This is a genomic window from Allobosea sp. GW821-FHT03A12 (genome assembly GCF_058986765.1).
Genome location: NZ_JBYSVZ010000006.1, coordinates 326,352 through 343,095 on the forward strand (window position 1 = coordinate 326,352; position 16,744 = coordinate 343,095).

The following is a 16,744-nucleotide window of genomic DNA, read 5'->3' on the forward strand; positions in this document are numbered from 1 at the left end:
CGGTCGCAGCGCTATCGTGATAGCCGGCATCGGTTCTGGGTTCCCGGCCCTTCGCTGCGCGAAGTCCCGGAAAGACGGCGACCCGGCTACTTCTTGATCGCCGGGCAGGCGCTCTGGGCGAGCGGGCGGAAGGCCTGGTCGCCCGGAATCGTGGCGACGAGGTCGTAGAGGTCCCATTCGCTCTTCGACTCCGCCGGCTTCTTGACCTGGAAGACGTAGAAGTCGTGGACCATGCGCCCGTCCTCGCGCAGCTTGGCGTTGCGCACGACCTCGTCCTCGATCGGCAGCTCGCGCATCTTGGCGATCACCGTCTTGGCCTCGTCCGACTTCGCCGCGACGACGGCCTTGAGATAGTGCCGGACCGAGGAATAGACGCCGGCCTGGATCGCCGAGGGCACCGCGCCATGCGCCGCCTTGAAGCGCTCGGAGAAGGCGCGGGTGCGCTCGTCGATGTTCCAGTAGAAGCCCTCGGTCAGGATCGTGCCCTGCGCCGAGGCGAGGCCGACGCTCTTCACGTCCATCGCCGTCAGGAAGAAGGCGACCAGCTTCTGCTTGTCCTGGCCGATACCGAAATCGCGGGCGGTCTTGATCCCGGCGACGGTGTCACCGCCGGCATTGGCGAGCGCGATCAGGTCGGCGCCCGAGCCCTGCGCGGTCAGCAGCTGCGAGGAGAGATCGACGGCCGGGAAGGCGTGCCGGATCGAGCCGACATAGGTGCCGCCCTTGGCGGTGACGAGGGTCTTGGCGTCGGCTTCGAGCTGGTGGCCGAGCGCGTAGTCGGCCGTGACCAGATACCATTTGGTGCCGGGCTTGGTCAGGTGGTTGGCGATCCCTGCGACCTGGACATAGGTGTCCCACATCCACTGGACGACATGATCGGGCTGGCAGGCGTCGCCGGTGAGCCGCGCCGTGCCGCCGGGGAACAGGCCGACGCGGTTCTTGTCCTTGAGCAGCGGCGGGATCGCGAGTTGCAGCGAGGCGTTCGACATGTCGGCGAGCACATCGACGCCCTGCCGGTCGATCCATTCGCGGGTGATCGCTGAGCCGACATCGGCCTTGTTCTGATGGTCGGCCGAGACGACCTCGATCTTCATGCCCTGGCATTCGGCCTTCAGGCAGTCCTCGACCGCCATCCGGGCGGCGGTGATCGAGCCCTTGCCTGTGATGTCGGAATAGACGCCGGACATGTCGGTCAGCACGCCGATCTTGACGACGCCGTCCGAGATTTCGGCTGCCGCCGGCAGGGCGCCGAGCAATGCGGTGGTAAGAGCGAGCGCCGAGGCCAGACCCTTCATGTGAATTCCTCCCGTGATGTTTTCGTCGTTGCTAGCGGTCGTGCCAGTGCGCCATTGGCAGGCCGGCGACCGGTGATCTGAAGCAAGGGATGCGGCTGCCGCGCAGGCTGCCGATATGGGCGGTGCTGAGATCGGCCCCGCCGAAGGTGATACTGGCGAACCAGGGCGCGATCGTGCCGCCGCAGGCGAGCATCAGCTCGGGCGTCGCCTCGTCGCGGGCGAAGGCCGCCATCAGCGCCTCGCCTGCTTCGCTGCCGCGATCATCGTCGAGCAGGATGCGCAGCTCGCCTTCCGGCGTGATCGCGAAGACCCGGTCGAGCATCACATGCGTGCCCCAGAGATTGCCATGGGTGTCGAAGGCGATGCCGTCGATGAAGGCGCCATGGTTGCTCGGGCCGAAAATCTCGCGATCGGTCAGGCTGCCATCGGCCCCGACGCGCAGCCGTGTTACCCGGCAGGCGCAGGTCTCGGCGACATAGAGCCATTCTTCCTTGGCATCGAGCCGGATCTCGTTGGTGAAGGCGAATCCGTCGGCCACGATGCGCAGCCGTCCGCCATCATAGAGCGCGACATAGCCGTCGCGGACATTCGGGCTCATCGCCCGCATCCAGTTTGTCGTCCGCGTCGAGATCGTCAGCCAGATCCGGTCTTTGCTGTCGCGCAGCACGAAATTGACCTTGCCGATCGCCTGCCCGTCGATGCTGTCGACCAGCACGCGCGTTTCGCCCGAGCGGGTCATCACCTCCAGCCGGTCGGTGCCGAAATTCGAGATCAGCACGTCGCCATTGCCCGCGAAGGCGAGGCCGTTCGGCAGGGTGCCGGAGACGAAACGCGCCTCTTCGTCCGCCGCCTCGGCGAAGCCGCGGCTGGCGGTCTGGGTGATCAGCTGCTGCGAGCCATCGGGCCGGATATGGACGACCCCGCCGCGCGCATCGGCGCTCCAGAGCGAGCCGTCGCGCTCGGCGAGGATGCATTCCGGCCGTTGCAGGCCCTCGCCGACGTAAGTGATGGCCGCGGGATCGATGACGAAGCCGTCGAGCGGGTTTGGACGTGACGACATCAGAAGTTCACGCGATCGCCGCCCTTGAGGCCGAGCGTCGCGCGGGCCTCCTCGGGCGTCGCGATCTCGTAGCCGAGCTCCTCGATGATGCGGCGGATCTTCGCGACCTGTTCGGCATTGGAGGTCGCGAGCTTGCCCTTGCCGATGAACAGGCTGTCCTCCAGCCCGACGCGGACATTGCCGCCGAGCATCGCGGCTTGCGTGCAGAACGCCATCTGGTGGCGGCCGGCGGCCAGCACCGACCAGTGATAATCCTTGCCGAAGAGCTTGTCGGCAGTGCGCTTCATGAACATCAGGTTGTCGGGATCGGCGCCGATGCCACCGAGGATGCCGAAGATCAATTGCAGGAAGACCGGCGGCCGGAACCAGCCGCGATCGAGGCAATGGGCGAGATTGTAGAGGTGGCCGACATCGTAGCATTCATGCTCGAACTTGGTGCCGTGGCCCTCGCCGAGCAGCTTGTAGATGCGCTCGATGTCGCCGAAGGTGTTGCGGAAGATGAAGTCCTTGGTGTTGGCGAGATAGGTGTGCTCCCAGGGATGCTTCCAGTCGCTGTACTTCTCCGCCAGCGGATGCAGCGCGAAGTTCATCGAGCCCATATTGAGCGAGCACATCTCCGGCGCGGCCTTGAGCGGCGCGGCGAGGCGCTCCTCGACGGTCATGGTCAGGCCGCCGCCGGTGGTGATGTTCACGACAGCGTCAGTCGCCTGCTTGATCCGCGGCAGGAATTCCATGAACACCGCCGGATCCGGCGTCGGACGACCATCCCGGGGATCGCGGGCATGCAGATGCAGGATCGCCGCGCCGGCTTCAGCCGCCGCGATCGCCTGGCTGGCGATCTCGTCCGGGGTGATCGGCAGGTGATCCGACATGGTCGGCGTATGGATTCCGCCGGTGACGGCGCAGGTGATGATGACCTTGCTCATCGCATTCTCCTTCGTCGTTCGGGCAACTTTTTGATTTGCCGCATTTTCTTCACGCGAACCGGTGTCCACTTCGCTTGAAAATGCTCTAGTCCGGCAGGATCGCCACGGCGCGGGTCCAGCCGGCCGAGCCGTTGCGGACCTTCACCGGCAGGCAGCTGATCGTGAAGCCGGTCGCCGGCAGCGCTTCGAGATTGTGCAGCTTCTCGATCTGGCAGTAGCCGGCCTCGCGCCCGGCCTTATGGCCCTCCCAGATCAGCGAGGCGTCGCCGGTCTCAGCGAAACGGCGGGCAGTGTGGCTGAACGGCGCATCCCAGCTCCAGCCATCGGTGCCAACCACCTTGATGCCCTGCCGCACCAGATGCAGCGTCGCCTCGCGGCCGAAGCCGCAGCCGGAATCGACATAATCGGCTTGGCCATAGCGGGCGCCGGCCCGCGTATTGGCGATGACGATCTCCAGCGGGCTCAAGGTATGGCCGATGCGTGCGAGTTCGGCGTCGATCTCGGCGGACGTGACGACATGGCCATCAGGCAGATGGCGGAAATCCAGCTTCACGCCCGGTTGCAGGAACCAGTCGAGCGGACATTCGTCGATCCGGAGCGCCGGCGCGCCGCCATCCTGCGTCGGGTGGTAATGCCAGGGCGCGTCGACATGGGTGCCGTTATGGGTCGAGATCGTCGCGAGCTCGACCGCCCAGCCCATGCCGTCCGGGAGCTGCTCGGGCTTGAGGCCTGGAAAGGCCGCAGCGATGTCCGTCGCCGTCGCCCGATGCGTGCGATAGTCGATTTTGACCTTCTGGAAGGGCGGATCGGCAGGAACGTCGTTCTCGAGCGGAATCGACAGATCGACGAGGCGGCCTGGCAGCATGCCGGTATGTCCTCCCTGGAGGCTGCGTTCTCTGCGGTTCGAATTTGGACGAACGTCCGACCTATAGCAGGACGCCGTGTTTCTGATAAGAGGGGAATCGCTGGATTCTGGAGGGGCCTGATGTCCGCGATGCCGACGCGCGACCGCATTCTCGACGCTGCCGAGCGGCTCTTCGCCGAGCGCGGCGGCGCCGACGGTGCCTCGATGCGCGATCTCGCAGCCGCGGCCGGGGTGCGGCTCTCGCAGCTCAGCTATCATTTCGGCTCGAAGGAGGCGCTCTACCGCGCCGTCTTCGCCCGCCGGGCCCACGCCTTGGCGCTGGCGCGGGCGCAGGCGCTCGGCGAGGCCATGGCCCGGCCGGCGCTCGATGTCGGCGAGGTCGTCGCCGCTTTGATCGGCCCGTCCGTACGCCAGCGCTTCAGCGAAGGCGTGCAGGGCGCGGCCTTCGCCGTGATGACCGCCCGCGAAGCGGTCGACCCGCGCGAGGCGGCGCGCGGCGTCGTCGCCGAGCATTTCGATCCGACCGCACGGCAGTTCGTCACGGCGCTGGGCAAGGCCTATCCGCAGGCGCCTGAGGGCGCCCTGGTCGACGCCTACCTCTTCATGGTCGGCGCGCTCGTGATGACCATGGCCGCCGGCGACCGCGCCGCCCGGCTCGACCAGCCACGCGAGGCGGTGCCGGTCGTGGAGAATGCCGAGCAATTGCTGCAGCGCCTGACCAGCTTCTGCGCCGCCGGCATCGACGGCCTGCTGCGGGGCCGCTGAGCCGGCTTATCCAAGGGAAAGTGGATCACATCATGCGCCGCGAGATCATCGAAGTCCCCGTCATCTCCGAGGCGATCCGCCGGCTCGGTGCGCCGACCTCGGCGCTGGCGCGCGCCGGCGACCTGCTCTTCACCTGCGGCATGCCGCCAATCGACGTCACCACCGGCGAGATCGTCAGCGGCGATATCGAGACGCAGACCCGTGCCGCGATGGAGGCGCTCGCCGTGACCCTGCGCCACGGCGGCTCCTCGCTCGACGCCGTGATCAAGGCGACGATCTTCGTCACCGATCCCGCGCTGATGGGCGGGGTCAATGCAGTCTACCGGAGCTATTTCACTGACGGCTTCCCGGCCCGGACCAGCGCCGCGATCCGGCCCTGGCCATTGCCCTTCGACATCGAGATCGAATGCGTCGCCGCGATCGGCTGATCCGTCAGTGCCGTGGAGGGGCCACCATCTTCGCCAGGGCCGCATCGAGCAGCTCGGCTGATGGCTCCAGCGGCTTCAGGCTCGCCGTGTAGATCGCGACCGCCCGGACGCGCCGCCCCGGATAGATCTCGCCGACCAGCCGGCGATAGACCGCGAGCTGCGCCAGCGTCGAGACCGGCAGAGCGGCGGCATCCTGCGGCGCCCGGGCAGCCGTCTTGAAATCCGCGATCAGCACCTCGTCGTCGCCGACCGCGAGCCTATCGATCCGGCCCTGTACCGGCCGCCTGCTGCCATCGCCCATGGCGATCTCGCCGGCGAGCGGCACTTCTGCCAAGCTGCCCGGGCCGAACAGCCCACCGAATTCCGGCGCGGCGATCAGCGCGAGCGCATCCTCGACGATCTTGCTGCGACGTTCCTCGGCGAGCGAACCGCCACGCGCCTCGGCGAGCGCGCGGGCCGTGCTGGCACGGCGTTCGGGCAGTACCTCCGGCAGGACCTGCAGCAGGAGATGCGCCAGCCGGCCGGCCGCGGCGGCATTGGCGAGGAAGGGCCCGTCATGCGGGCGCTCCTGCGCATCGGCGGCAGACAGCGCACTCGACGGCCGCAAGGGCGGCGCCGGCTCGGCCTCGGCAGGGGCTGCGCGCGTCAGCCAATCCGGCGGCGGCGCCGCAACCCGTGCTGCAACGCCTTCTTCGACTGCCCCCTCTCCCGGCTGCGAGACCGTGAAGCGGCGGACCTCGCCGTCGCCATCCGGCGCCGGGACATCGCGCAGCCGGGGCTCGGAGCTGGCAAGACCGAGTTCGGTCATGGCGTACCAGGAGCCTTCGGGCGCCTCGCCCTTGGCCTGCACGCCGCATAGGATCAAGCGCTCCTCGGCTCGCGTCAGGGCGACATAGAGCAGACGGCGATGCTCCTCGACCATCTGCGCGACGATCGCGTCCTTGGCGCGCCGCATCGCCGCGGGATCGTCGGCGCGCTTGCTCGGCCAGACCGGCACCTGCGCGCCGCGCGGCGGCTCGACCGCCATCAGCTTCGGCAGGCGGCGCTCGCCAGGCGCGATTCCGAGGTCGGCGAGGACGACGACCGGCGCCTCCAGCCCCTTCGAGCCGTGGACGGTCATCACCCGGACCTCGCCGGCACTGGCCGAGAGGTCACGCTTCACCTGCGTCGCCACCGCGCCGATATGGTGCAGGAAGCCGGCGAGCGAGGGGCCATAGCGCCGCTCATGGTCGAGCGCGGCGGACAAGAAGGCATCGAGCGCATCGCCCGCTTCCGGGCCGAGCCGGGCGAGCGCCAGATTGCGGCCGCCGCCCGGACCGAGCAGGCCGGCGAAGAAGCGGAACGGGCCATGGCGCCCGGCCTCCTCGGCGAGCTCGGTCAAACGCACCTCGATCGCGGCATAGCGCGGCTCTGTCTGCGCAGCCTGGCGGAAGGCGTCGCGCAGCGAGCCCTTCCGCTCCGGCGCGAGGCGCATCAGATCGTCATCGTCGAGGCCGAAGAGCGGCGTCTTCAGCGTGATCGCCAGCGAGAGGTCGTCCTGCGGCAGCAGGATGGCGCGGCCGAGCGCGACGAGATCCTCGACCGCCGGATGGTCGGCGAGCGTGAGGCGGTCGCGGCCGGCGACCGGCACGCCGCGATCCTTCAGCGCCTTGACGATCGCCTCGAACAGCGCGCCGCGCTGGCGCAGCAGGATCATCACGTCGCCCGGCTTGAACGGCCGGCCGATATCGTCGCGGCCGGCCTCGCTCCAGCGCTTCAGCACATCGGCGATGCGGGCGGCGAGCTTGACCAGGCCCGAGCGCCGCTCGGGCGCATCGACCGGCGTGGTCCAGGCGTCGGGCTTCTCGCTGGAGTCATCGGCCGAGACCGGCCAGAGATCGACCGCGCCGATCGAAGCGCGCCTGACCGTATCGTGCCGCTCAGGGCCAGCGCCGCCGTCGAAGACGAGGCCGCGCCAGTGCTCCGGCGGCGCGAACACCGCATCGACCGCACGCATGATGTCGGGCGCCGAGCGGAAGGAGGTGGTGAGGCTGATCGGCTCGAAGCGCTGCCCGGCCTCCTGCAGGCGCCGGCCGAGCAACCGCCGCTCCTCGCTGAAATGGGCGGGCGCGGCGCCCTGGAAGCCGTAGATCGACTGCTTCTCGTCGCCAACGACGAAGACGGTGCGCGGCCGCACAAGTTCGCGCGCGCCCTCGCCGGCCGAAAACTCCTCGGCGAGGCGGCGCAGGATCGCCCATTGGGCCTCGCTGGTGTCCTGGGCTTCGTCGAGCAGGATGTGGTCGATGCCGGCATCGAGCTTGTAGAGCGCCCAGGCCGGATCGACCCGGTCGAGCAGCGAGCGCGTCTTCGCGATCAGGTCGTCATAGTCGAGCAGCGAGCGCTGCGCCTTCAAACGGCGGTAGGCGGCAAGGATATGCGTCACCAGCACGGCGAGCGCGGCGCTGCGCTCGCGCACGATGATGGCGTTGAGCTGGTCGATCGCTCCGGTCAGGCAGGCGGCGAGGGCATCGAGCGCCGCGTCGAGATCGGCCGGCAAAGCGCTGTTGCCCTTGCCACGGACATGCTGGGCGACATTGCCTTCGGCCGTGAGCAGGCCGGCGCGGCAGGCGGCGACCGGATCGATGCCTGGCGCATCCGAGAGCGCGAGCCGGATCGCAGCCGCCGCCTTGGCGCGCGTCGCGCTGCCGGCCTCGAAGGCGGCGACGAGCCGCTCGAGATCGGGCACGCCTGCCAGCTCGCGCTGGAAGCGCTCGCGCACCGTCTCCGCCATCAGTTCCGGCGCGATGCCGAGGAAGGCGCTGAGCCCCGCGACGATCTCCTCCGGCTTGCGCGCCCGGCCTTCCGCATCGCTGAACACGGCGCGCTGATGCAGCGCCTCGCGCATGATCTGGTCGAAGGTGTCCTGCGCCGCATGCTCGGCCATGAAGCGCAGCGCCCGCGCCTGCGGCCCATCCGGATCGGCCTCGGCAGCGGCGAGCAGGTCGCGCCGCGCATCGCGCATCAATTCGTCCTGGGCGAGATCGTCGGCGACCTCGAAGCGCGGCGGGACATTGGCCTCGAAGGGGGCGCTCTGCAGCACGCGGGTGCAGAAGGCGTGGATCGTCTCGATCTTGAGGCCGCCCGGCGTTTCCAGCGCCTGCGCGAACAGGCGACGTGCCCGGCTGATGTCGCTCGCAGCCGGCAGCTGGCCCGTCAGCGCGGACAAGGCTGCCCACAGCACCGAATCGGAAGCCACTGCCCAGACCGAGAGCGCCCGAAACACCCGGTTCGACATGTTGGCGGCGGCGGCCTTGGTATAGGTGATGCAGAGCATCCGGCCGGGCGCGACGCCGTCGAGCAGCAGGCGCAGCACGCGGTTGACCAGCACATGGGTCTTGCCCGAGCCGGCATTGGCGGAGACCCAGGCGCTGAGATCGGGCTCGGCCGCCAGCGCCTGATTGCGCCGCGTCTGCTCGGGAATGGTCCAACCGGCGGGCGTCATGCCTCGTCTCCGGCATCGCCAACGAGATCAGGCGCGGCCGACCACTCCTTGACCCGCGCGAGCTGGTCATAGGGGCTGGCATATTTGATGTAGGCCGGGGCGCGGCGCGACAGCCAAGGCTCGCGGCCGGCGCGCAAAACAGCGAGATGGTCGAGCAATTGCGCAAGGTGGCGGGCGGTGACGTCGGCCTGCGCCTCGTCCTTGAACGACAGCTTCTTGTCCTTCTCCCAGCTCTTGGGATCGTGGTTGAGGCGCAGATAAAGCAGCGCCTCAACCGGGCCGGGCAGGATGTCCGGCGAGAAGCCGTGGCGCTGGGCAAGCTCGGCCTCCAGCGTCAATTGCGGGGCGAAGCCGAGCCGGACCTGCTCCTCGCTCGGCGGCGCGCCGGTCTTGAAGTCGATGATGCGCAGCGTGCCCTCGCGCGTGACCTCGACGCGGTCGGCCCGGCCGGTCAGCAGGATCGAGGAACCGTCGACCAACGGGAACTCGGCCTGCGTGTCGCGCTCGACTGCGACGCGGGCAAGCCCCGGCCGCCGCCTGTCCTCCCATCCGAGGAAGTTCTGCGCGATCAGCAGGAAGCGCGGCCACCAGAAGGCGCGGACCTCCGGCGTCTCGTCATAGGCGCGGAAGAGCCGCTCGCCGATCTCGATCAAGCTGCCATAGGCGCCGGCCGGAACCTGCTCCGGGTAGGTTTCGGCGAAGGTTCCGACGATGTCGTGCAGCAGCGAGCCGCGATCGGTCGCGCCGGGATCCTCGACCAGCTCCGGCAAAGCGTCGAGCCTGAGGATCTTGCGGGCATAGACGGCATAGGGATCGCGATAGAGCGTCTCGACCTCGGTGACGCTGAGCCGCTTCGGCTGCAGATGTGGCGCCGGATAGGGCTTTGGCCGCGGCACCGGCAGGAGGTCGGCTGGTTTGCCGAGCAGCCCGGCCCAGGCGGTCAGCTCGCGCCCGCGCGCCTCGGCCGCCGCCCAAGCCTCGGGCGGCGCCACCGCCTTGAGGCGTTGCCAGAAGCGAGACGGGATCGTCTCGGCCTCGCCGGCCTTGCGGGCGCGGGTCAGCGTCACCTTGCCGGCGAGCGCCGCCGCGACGAAGTCATGCGCGGTCTGGCCGATGCGCCGTTCCGGCGGCGAGAGACCGAGCTCGGCCCGCATCGGCCGGTTGATGAAGGAATCGGTCTCGGTCGCCGGCGGCCAGACGCTCTCGATCAGCCCGCCGAGCACGATATGCTCGGCTTCGAGCAGGCGGGCTTCGAGCAGGCCCCAGATCTTGACGCGGGGATGGCCGGGATCGCGGCGCTGCACGACACGTTCGCCGATCAGGCCTTCAAGGATCGCGATCCAGTCGCGGGCACGGCCCTCACCGGGGGCCTCCGGCAAAGCAGCGTCGAGATCGTCGAAGAGCGCGGCGAGCGCCTCGCCATCCGGGCCGCGCCAGGCGAGGACCGCGCCGGCCTCGTCGCCGCTCAGCTTTTCGACGGCGCGGCGAGCCTGCGCCGCGATCTCGCGCAGTTCGGGGGCAGGACCGGCCAAGGCCGCGACGAGCGGAGCGAGCGCGTCTTCCAGCGCCGCCAGCACCTCTTCGGCCGCGCCGACATCCTCGTCGGTGAGCTTGCGGCGCGGGCGCGGCGCATAGGTCGCCTTGCGCAGCTCCGGCATCGCCTCGAAGGCGCGGCGCAGGCCGGGGAAACCCGGTCCGACAGGCTCGCCGCGCCAGCAGCCGATCTCCAACGCCGCTGCGCCCTGCCGCAGGCGCGGCTCGGGCAGGCCGAGCCGGCAGTGCGGATGCGCCAGCAGCGCCACGAGGCTCGCCGGGGAAAGCTCCGCCTCGACCGCATCGAGCGCCAGGCGAAGCAGGGCACCGGCCGGCCAGCGCCCGAGCGGCATTCCGGCCGAATCGTCGGCCTGGATGCCCCAGCGCCGGAGCTCGACCGCGACGCGCTCGGCGAGGCCGCGATCGGGCGTGATCAGCGCGGCACGGGCGCCGGGCTCTTCCAGGGCCTCACGCAGAGCGAGGGCCGCGACCAGCGCCTCCTCGCGTTCATCCGCCGCCTCGACGATGCGCAGGCCGTCGAGCGTCCCGGCAGCAAGCGGCGCGGCACCGGCCCAGTCATCGGTAATCGAGGCCGGCAGCAAGGCGCGGCGCAGCAGGTCGCGGCGCGCTTCCAGCCTCGGCGACGGGTCGGCGAGCGTGACGACCTCGTCCCGGCTCGCGCCGATCTCGTCGAGCAGGCGATGCAATGCCGCCTGCGGATGCGAGGGCGCCGGCTCCTGGACGATGGCGCGCCAGCCCTGCTCGGAGAGTGCCTCGTCGAGATCGGGCAGCACGACGGCGCCATTCGGGGCGCGGGCGAGCGCGGCGAGCAAGCGCGCCGTCGCCGGTACCGTGCCGGTCGAGCCCGCCGCGATCACCGGCCCGTGGAAATCGCCAGCGAGCAGTCGCTCGCGCTCGGCCGCCAGCATGCGGTTGCGGAACTCGGCCGGGTCGCACTCGCTGCGTTGTTCCAGGATCGCCGGCCAGGCCTCGGCGATGATGTCGAGGAAGCGGGCGTTGAACTGCCAGATCTCGTCGAAGCGGGCGGCGTCGAGTCCCTTCAATCGCGCCGGCGAGACGCCTTCGGTCTGGAGCTGGTCAAGCAGATGGGCGAGGTCGCCGCCGAGCCCCCAGGCCTCGGCCAGGGTTGCCGGCATCAGCGAGGGCTCGGCCGGATCGAGCTTGAGATGCTGGCGATTGGCGGTGCGGCCCCAGGCCGAGATCAGCGTCGTCAGGATGAAGCGACGGCGCAGCGCATCGATCGGCGCGACGCGCTGCAGGCTCAGGGCATCGCCCGCGCCGGCGATCAGCGCCGTCTCGGCCTCGTCGACATCGCCGAGCGGGACGATGCGCGGCAAGAGCAATGGCCGGCCGCCGAGTTTTTCCGAGAGGATCGTGCCGAAGGCCCGCGCTGCGCGCTGCGTCGGCAGGTAGAGCGTCGTGCGCGAGAGCGCGGCGGGATCCCCGGGGTCGAAGGCCCGGCCGAAGCGGCCTGCGATCAGCCGTTCTGCCAGCACGGAGAGGAAGGGCGCGCCGGCCGGGATGCTGAACAGATTGAGCCCGGCCATCGCCGCTCACCCGCTCTGATGGGCGGCGTAGGCCTGCTCCGCCAGCGCAATCGCCTCGGGCGTGCCGACATGCAGCCAGCGGCCATCAAGCAGGTGGCCGAACAGAGTCCCCTTGGCGATGCAACGGTCGAACAGGAGGTTCAGCGAGAACGGCCCGTCAGGCGTATTCGCAAACAGCTCCGGCTTGATGATCGCGACGCCGGCATAGACATAAGGTGCGCTCGCAGCCTGCCCGCGCCGCGCCAGTCGGTCGGCCTCGTCGCGAAAGAAGTCGCCGGCGCCATCGAAGCCGACGCTGCTCTCGCGCTCGGCGAGCAGGAGCAGCATGTCCATGCGCCCGGCATCCCAGGCCGCGGCCATGGCGGAAATGTTTGACGCTCCCCGTTCGCTCCAGAGCGAATCGGAGTTGATGTGGAAGAAGGGCTCGGCGCCGAGCAGCGGCAGCGCCCTCTTCACGCCACCGCCGGTTTCGAGCAGGACATCGCGCTCGTCGGAGATCGTGATCCGCGGAGCGTTGCGGCCGGCGACGCGCGCCTCGATCTGCTCGGCGAGGTAATGGACATTGACCACGGCGTCCGCGACCCCGGCCTCGGCCAGCCGATCGAGCGCATGGTCGAGCATGGTCTTGCCGGCGATCGCGACCAGCGGCTTCGGCATGGTGTCGGTGATCGGGCGCATGCGCTTGCCGAGCCCGGCGGCGAGCACCATGGCCCGACGGATCGGCGGCGAACTGGTCTGCATGACGTGAACGAATCTCCCGCCGGCCAAGACTGTTACATCAGCCATGGCCGGCGCGATTGCTCAAGTGCGGCCGCAGGGCGACAGGCTGATCGCCTACGCTCTCTCTCCCTTCCCCCTTGTGGGGAAGGGCCGGGGATGGGGGTGGTGCCGCATGGTGACCGGCGGCAGAACATAGGCTCTGGCAGCAGCGATGGCGCAATCAGGGCTCGCCGATCGCTTCGACTTTGCGACCCCCACCCCTGCCCCTCCCCACAAGGGGGAGGGGTTCGCGTCGCGCCCTTCGCCAAAGGCTCAGAGGAAGCTGGCGATCTCCTCCAGCGGCTTCTTGCCGATCGCCGGCACGACGCAGCCCTCGGCGGGATAGCCGACGACCAGCAGGATAAGCGCCTTCTCGTTGTCCGGCCGGCCGCAGAGCTCGTTGAGGAAGTTCATCGGCGCCGGCGTGTGCGTCAGCGTGGCGAGGCCCGCCTGATGCAGCGAGGCGATCAGGAAGCCGGCGGCGATGCCAACGGATTCCGGCACGTAATAGTGCTTCACCTTGCGGCCTTCGGCGTCATGGCCCCAGCGCTGGGCGAAGATCGCGATCAGCCAGGGCGCGGTATCGAGGAAAGGCTTATGCTCGTCGGTGCCGAGATGCTCGAGCGCATCGAGCCATTCCTCGCCGGCGCGGCCGGCATAGAAGGCGCGCTCCTCTTCCTCGGCGCCTTCGCGGATCTTCTTTTTGATCTCCGGATCGGAAATGCAGACGAAGGTCCAGGGCTGCTGATTGGCGCCCGACGGCGCAGTGCCGGCGGTCGCGACCGCGGCCTCGATGATCTCGCGCGGCACCTTCCTGTCGGAATAGTCGCGCACCGTGCGGCGCCTGCGCATCGTCTCCATGAACTTGAGCGCCTGCGCCTTCATCTCCTCCTCGGGCAGCCCCTGGAAGGCGAGCGGCATGGTGACATAGGCGTTCATCGATTTCCTCCTGACAGCTTCTTGCGGGCACTGCTGCTTGCACAATAGACCATCCCGGTCCTCCGCCCTATGGTCCCGCCCATGACGAACCCGGCCTCACAGCTCAAGCCCGGCGACCACCTCTTCCTGGTCGATGGCTCGAACTTCATCTTCCGTGCCTATTTCCAGTCGATCAACCAGGACCGGAAATACAATGCCCGCTCCGATGGGCTGCCTTCCGGCGCGGTCCGCCTGTTCGCGACCAAGCTGTTCCAGTTCGTGCGCGAGGGCGTGCTCGGGGTGAAGCCGACCCATCTCGCCATCGTCTTCGACAAGAGCGAGAACTCCTTCCGCAAGGAGATCTACCCGGCCTACAAGGGCAATCGCTCCGACCCGCCGCCGGATTTGATCCCGCAATTCCCGCTGATGCGCGATGCGGTGCGCGCCTTCGGGCTGATCCCGGTCGAGCAGGACGTCTACGAGGCCGACGACCTGATCGCGACCTATGCCAAGCAGGCGCGCGAGGCCGGCGCCGACGTGCTGATCGTCTCGGCCGACAAGGACCTGATGCAGCTCGTGCGGCCGGGCGTCGCCATGTACGACCCGGCCTCCGGCGACGCCAAGAAGGGCGCCGGCTTCCGGCCGGAACGGCGCATCGGCGAGCCCGAGGTCGTCGAATATTTCGGCGTCACCCCGGACAAGGTCACCGATGTCCAGGCGCTTGCCGGCGATGCGACCGATAATGTCCCCGGCGCGCCCGGCATCGGCATCAAGACGGCAGCGCAGCTGATCAGCGAATACGGCGACCTAGAAACGCTGCTGGCCCGCGCCGGCGAGATCAAGCAGCCCAAGCGCCGGGAGACGCTGACCAATCCCGAGGTGATCGAGAAGGTCCGAATCTCGCACAAGCTCGTCACCCTGGTCGACGACGTGAAGGTCGAGACACCGCTCGGCGAACTCACCCTGAACCAGCCCGATCCGGCAAAACTCATCGCCTTCCTCAAGGCGATGGAGTTCACCACCATCACCAAGCGCGCCGCCGAGGCCTATGAGGCCGATGTCGGCGCGATCGACGCGGATCCCGATCTCGCGCCGGGCGGCGCCCGCGCCGCCGAACTCAAGGCGCTCTACGCCGAGACGGATCTGCCTGCCGTAGGAGTAGCCGCCGCTACGGATGGCGCATCGACTACCGTTGCTGCACCGGCCGAAGGCAAGCCCGCCCCCGCCGCCGATGGCTGGCTGCGGCCAGCCGATCTCGCCGCGGCGCGCAAGGACGCGGCGATCGCGGTCAAGATCGACCACGCCGCCTACGAATGCGTGCGCACCATCGCCGATCTCTCGCGCTGGATCGGCTGGGCCTATGAGGCGGGCTTCGTCGCGCTCGACACCGAGACCAACTCGCTCGACGTGATGCAGGCCGACCTGATCGGCATCTCGCTCGCTGTCGCGCCGGGCAAGGCCTGCTACATCCCGCTGCAGCACCGCGCCGGCGACGGCCTGTTCGATTCAGGCCTGCTCGAGGGCCAGATCCCGCTCGACCAGGCGCTGGCCGAACTGAAGCCGCTGCTCGCCGATCCCGGCGTGCTCAAGATCGGCCAGAACCTCAAATACGACATCGCCGTGTTCAACCGGCATGGCGTCGAGGTCGGCCCGATCGACGACACCATGCTGATCTCCTACGCCCTCGATGCCGGCAATGGCGGGCAGGGCATGGACCGGCTTTCGGAGGTTCATCTCGGCCACAAGCCGATCGCCTATTCGGAGGTCGCCGGCACCGGCAAGAGCCAGGTCACCTTCGACAAGGTGCCGCTCGACAAGGCGACGGCCTATGCCGCCGAGGATGCCGACGTCACGCTTCGGCTCTGGCTGGCGCTGAAGCCGCGGCTGCTGCCCGAGCGCAAGACCACGGTCTACGAGACGATGGAACGCCCGCTCGTGCCGGTGCTGGTCAGGATGGAGCGGCGCGGCATCGCGATCGACCGGCAGATCCTGTCACGTCTCTCGGGCGAGTTCGCCCAGTCGCTGGCGCGTCTGGAGGACGAGATCCACACGCTCGCTGGCGAGAAGTTCACGATCGGCAGCCCCAAGCAGCTCGGCGACATCCTGTTCGGCAAGATGGGCCTGCCCGGCGCCAAGAAGACCGCGACCGGGCAATGGGCGACCGGCGCCGGCGTGCTCGAGGACCTCGCCGAGCAGGGCAACGAATTGCCCGCCCGCATCCTCGACTGGCGCCAACTCGCCAAGCTGAAATCGACCTATACCGACTCGCTGCCCACTTACGTGAACCCGCAGACCCACCGGGTCCATACCTCCTACGCCTTGGCTGCGACCACCACCGGCCGGCTCTCCTCCTCCGAGCCCAATCTGCAGAACATCCCGATCCGCACCGAGGCCGGTCGCAAGATCCGCACCGCCTTCGTCGCCGAGAAGGGCCACAAGCTGGTCTCGGCCGACTACAGCCAGATCGAGCTGCGCATCCTCGCCCATATCGCCGATATCCCGCAGCTCAGGCAGGCTTTCGCCGATGGCGTCGACATCCATGCGATGACGGCGTCGGAGATGTTCGGCGTGCCGGTCGAAGGCATGCCGAGTGAGGTGCGCCGGCGCGCCAAGGCGATCAATTTCGGCATCATCTACGGCATCTCGGCCTTCGGCCTTGCCAACCAGCTCGGCATCTCCCGCGAGGAGGCCAGCGCCTATATCCGCAAGTACTTCGAGCGCTTCCCCGGCATCCGCGACTATATGGACCAGGCCCGCACCACGGTGCGCGCCAAGGGCGCGGTCGAGACCATCTTCGGCCGCGTCTGCCATTTCCCGGCCGTCGCCTCGAAGAATCCGTCCGAACGGGCCTTCGTCGAGCGTCAGGCGATCAACGCGCCGATCCAGGGCTCGGCTTCCGACATCATCCGCCGCGCGATGATCCGCATGGAGGACGCGCTCGCCGCTGCCAAGCTCGATGCGCGCATGCTGCTGCAGGTGCATGACGAGCTCGTCTTCGAAGTGCCCGAAGCGCAGGTCGAGGCGGCGTTGCCGGTGATCCGCAAGGTCATGGTCGAGGCGCCGCAGCCGGCAGTCGCGCTCAAGGTGCCGCTGGTCGTCGATGCGCGCGCCGCCGACAACTGGGACGAGGCGCACTAACCTTACGG

At 68.9% G+C, this 16,744-nt stretch carries 11 protein-coding genes; 3 read left to right on the forward strand and 8 right to left on the reverse strand.

Annotated features, from left to right (window positions below; translation table 11 throughout):
• Positions 1 to 86 precede the first annotated feature (86 nt).
• The 4 genes from AC3WLC_RS23870 to AC3WLC_RS23885 form a co-directional block, all read right to left on the reverse strand.
• Positions 87 to 1,295 carry an ABC transporter substrate-binding protein gene (locus tag AC3WLC_RS23870; protein ID WP_493686397.1) on the reverse strand — a complete coding sequence of 403 codons (1,209 nt, stop codon included), beginning with the start codon at positions 1,293 to 1,295 and terminating at the stop codon, positions 87 to 89.
• Between the two features lie 31 nt (positions 1,296 to 1,326).
• Positions 1,327 to 2,355: an SMP-30/gluconolactonase/LRE family protein gene (locus AC3WLC_RS23875; RefSeq protein WP_493686398.1), complete on the reverse strand. Its 1,029-nt coding sequence runs from the start codon at positions 2,353 to 2,355 to the stop codon at positions 1,327 to 1,329.
• Positions 2,355 to 3,281, reverse strand: a complete 927-nt coding sequence (kce, locus tag AC3WLC_RS23880; RefSeq protein WP_493686399.1) for a 3,5-dioxohexanoate:acetyl-CoA acetone transferase — start codon at positions 3,279 to 3,281, stop codon at positions 2,355 to 2,357. The genes AC3WLC_RS23875 and kce overlap by 1 nt, the downstream gene beginning before the upstream one ends.
• A gap of 85 nt (positions 3,282 to 3,366) precedes the next feature.
• Positions 3,367 to 4,146 (reverse strand): cyclase family protein, encoded by a 780-nt coding sequence (locus AC3WLC_RS23885; protein ID WP_493686400.1) that lies wholly within the window; start codon positions 4,144 to 4,146, stop codon positions 3,367 to 3,369.
• Positions 4,147 to 4,266: 120 nt separating this feature from the next.
• Here AC3WLC_RS23885 and AC3WLC_RS23890 point away from each other — a divergent pair, with 120 nt between their 5' ends.
• Together AC3WLC_RS23890 and AC3WLC_RS23895 are read left to right on the forward strand one after the other, a co-directional pair.
• On the forward strand, positions 4,267 to 4,911 hold the full coding sequence (locus tag AC3WLC_RS23890; protein ID WP_493686402.1) for a TetR/AcrR family transcriptional regulator: 645 nt from the start codon (positions 4,267 to 4,269) through the stop codon (positions 4,909 to 4,911).
• 32 nt (positions 4,912 to 4,943) lie between these two features.
• Positions 4,944 to 5,339: a RidA family protein gene (locus tag AC3WLC_RS23895; RefSeq protein WP_493686403.1), complete on the forward strand. Its 396-nt coding sequence runs from the start codon at positions 4,944 to 4,946 to the stop codon at positions 5,337 to 5,339.
• A 4-nt stretch (positions 5,340 to 5,343) separates the two neighbouring features.
• Here the strand turns inward: AC3WLC_RS23895 and addA are convergent, their stop codons facing one another.
• The 4 genes from addA to AC3WLC_RS23915 all read right to left on the reverse strand — a co-directional run bounded on the left by addA (position 5,344) and on the right by AC3WLC_RS23915 (position 13,619).
• Entirely contained in the window at positions 5,344 to 8,820 is a 3,477-nt protein-coding gene (addA, locus tag AC3WLC_RS23900; protein WP_493686404.1) for a double-strand break repair helicase AddA, read from the reverse strand.
• Positions 8,817 to 11,921, reverse strand: a complete 3,105-nt coding sequence (gene addB, locus AC3WLC_RS23905; protein WP_493686405.1) for a double-strand break repair protein AddB — start codon at positions 11,919 to 11,921, stop codon at positions 8,817 to 8,819. Before addB ends, addA begins: the two co-directional genes overlap by 4 nt.
• A gap of 6 nt (positions 11,922 to 11,927) precedes the next feature.
• Positions 11,928 to 12,662, reverse strand: coding sequence for a nucleotidyltransferase family protein (locus AC3WLC_RS23910; protein ID WP_493686406.1), 735 nt, complete (start codon positions 12,660 to 12,662; stop codon positions 11,928 to 11,930).
• Positions 12,663 to 12,953: 291 nt separating this feature from the next.
• Positions 12,954 to 13,619, reverse strand: a complete 666-nt coding sequence (locus AC3WLC_RS23915; protein ID WP_493686408.1) for a nitroreductase family protein — start codon at positions 13,617 to 13,619, stop codon at positions 12,954 to 12,956.
• Between the two features lie 81 nt (positions 13,620 to 13,700).
• Between AC3WLC_RS23915 and polA the strand changes: the two genes are divergently transcribed.
• Entirely contained in the window at positions 13,701 to 16,736 is a 3,036-nt protein-coding gene (gene polA / locus AC3WLC_RS23920; RefSeq protein ID WP_493686409.1) for a DNA polymerase I, read from the forward strand.
• Positions 16,737 to 16,744: the final 8 nt, after the last annotated feature.

What these genes read in the sequence shown, in the direction of transcription:
- AC3WLC_RS23870 (WP_493686397.1), bottom strand. Translation starts at nt 1,295, where the DNA reads ATGAAGGGTCTGGCCTCGGCGCTCGCTCTTACCACCGCATTGCTCGGC.
- AC3WLC_RS23875 (WP_493686398.1), bottom strand. Translation starts at nt 2,355, where the DNA reads ATGTCGTCACGTCCAAACCCGCTCGACGGCTTCGTCATCGATCCCGCG.
- kce (WP_493686399.1), bottom strand. Translation starts at nt 3,281, where the DNA reads ATGAGCAAGGTCATCATCACCTGCGCCGTCACCGGCGGAATCCATACG.
- AC3WLC_RS23885 (WP_493686400.1), bottom strand. Translation starts at nt 4,146, where the DNA reads ATGCTGCCAGGCCGCCTCGTCGATCTGTCGATTCCGCTCGAGAACGAC.
- AC3WLC_RS23890 (WP_493686402.1), top strand. Translation starts at nt 4,267, where the DNA reads ATGTCCGCGATGCCGACGCGCGACCGCATTCTCGACGCTGCCGAGCGG.
- AC3WLC_RS23895 (WP_493686403.1), top strand. Translation starts at nt 4,944, where the DNA reads ATGCGCCGCGAGATCATCGAAGTCCCCGTCATCTCCGAGGCGATCCGC.
- addA (WP_493686404.1), bottom strand. Translation starts at nt 8,820, where the DNA reads ATGACGCCCGCCGGTTGGACCATTCCCGAGCAGACGCGGCGCAATCAG.
- addB (WP_493686405.1), bottom strand. Translation starts at nt 11,921, where the DNA reads ATGGCCGGGCTCAATCTGTTCAGCATCCCGGCCGGCGCGCCCTTCCTC.
- AC3WLC_RS23910 (WP_493686406.1), bottom strand. Translation starts at nt 12,662, where the DNA reads ATGCAGACCAGTTCGCCGCCGATCCGTCGGGCCATGGTGCTCGCCGCC.
- AC3WLC_RS23915 (WP_493686408.1), bottom strand. Translation starts at nt 13,619, where the DNA reads ATGAACGCCTATGTCACCATGCCGCTCGCCTTCCAGGGGCTGCCCGAG.
- polA (WP_493686409.1), top strand. Translation starts at nt 13,701, where the DNA reads ATGACGAACCCGGCCTCACAGCTCAAGCCCGGCGACCACCTCTTCCTG.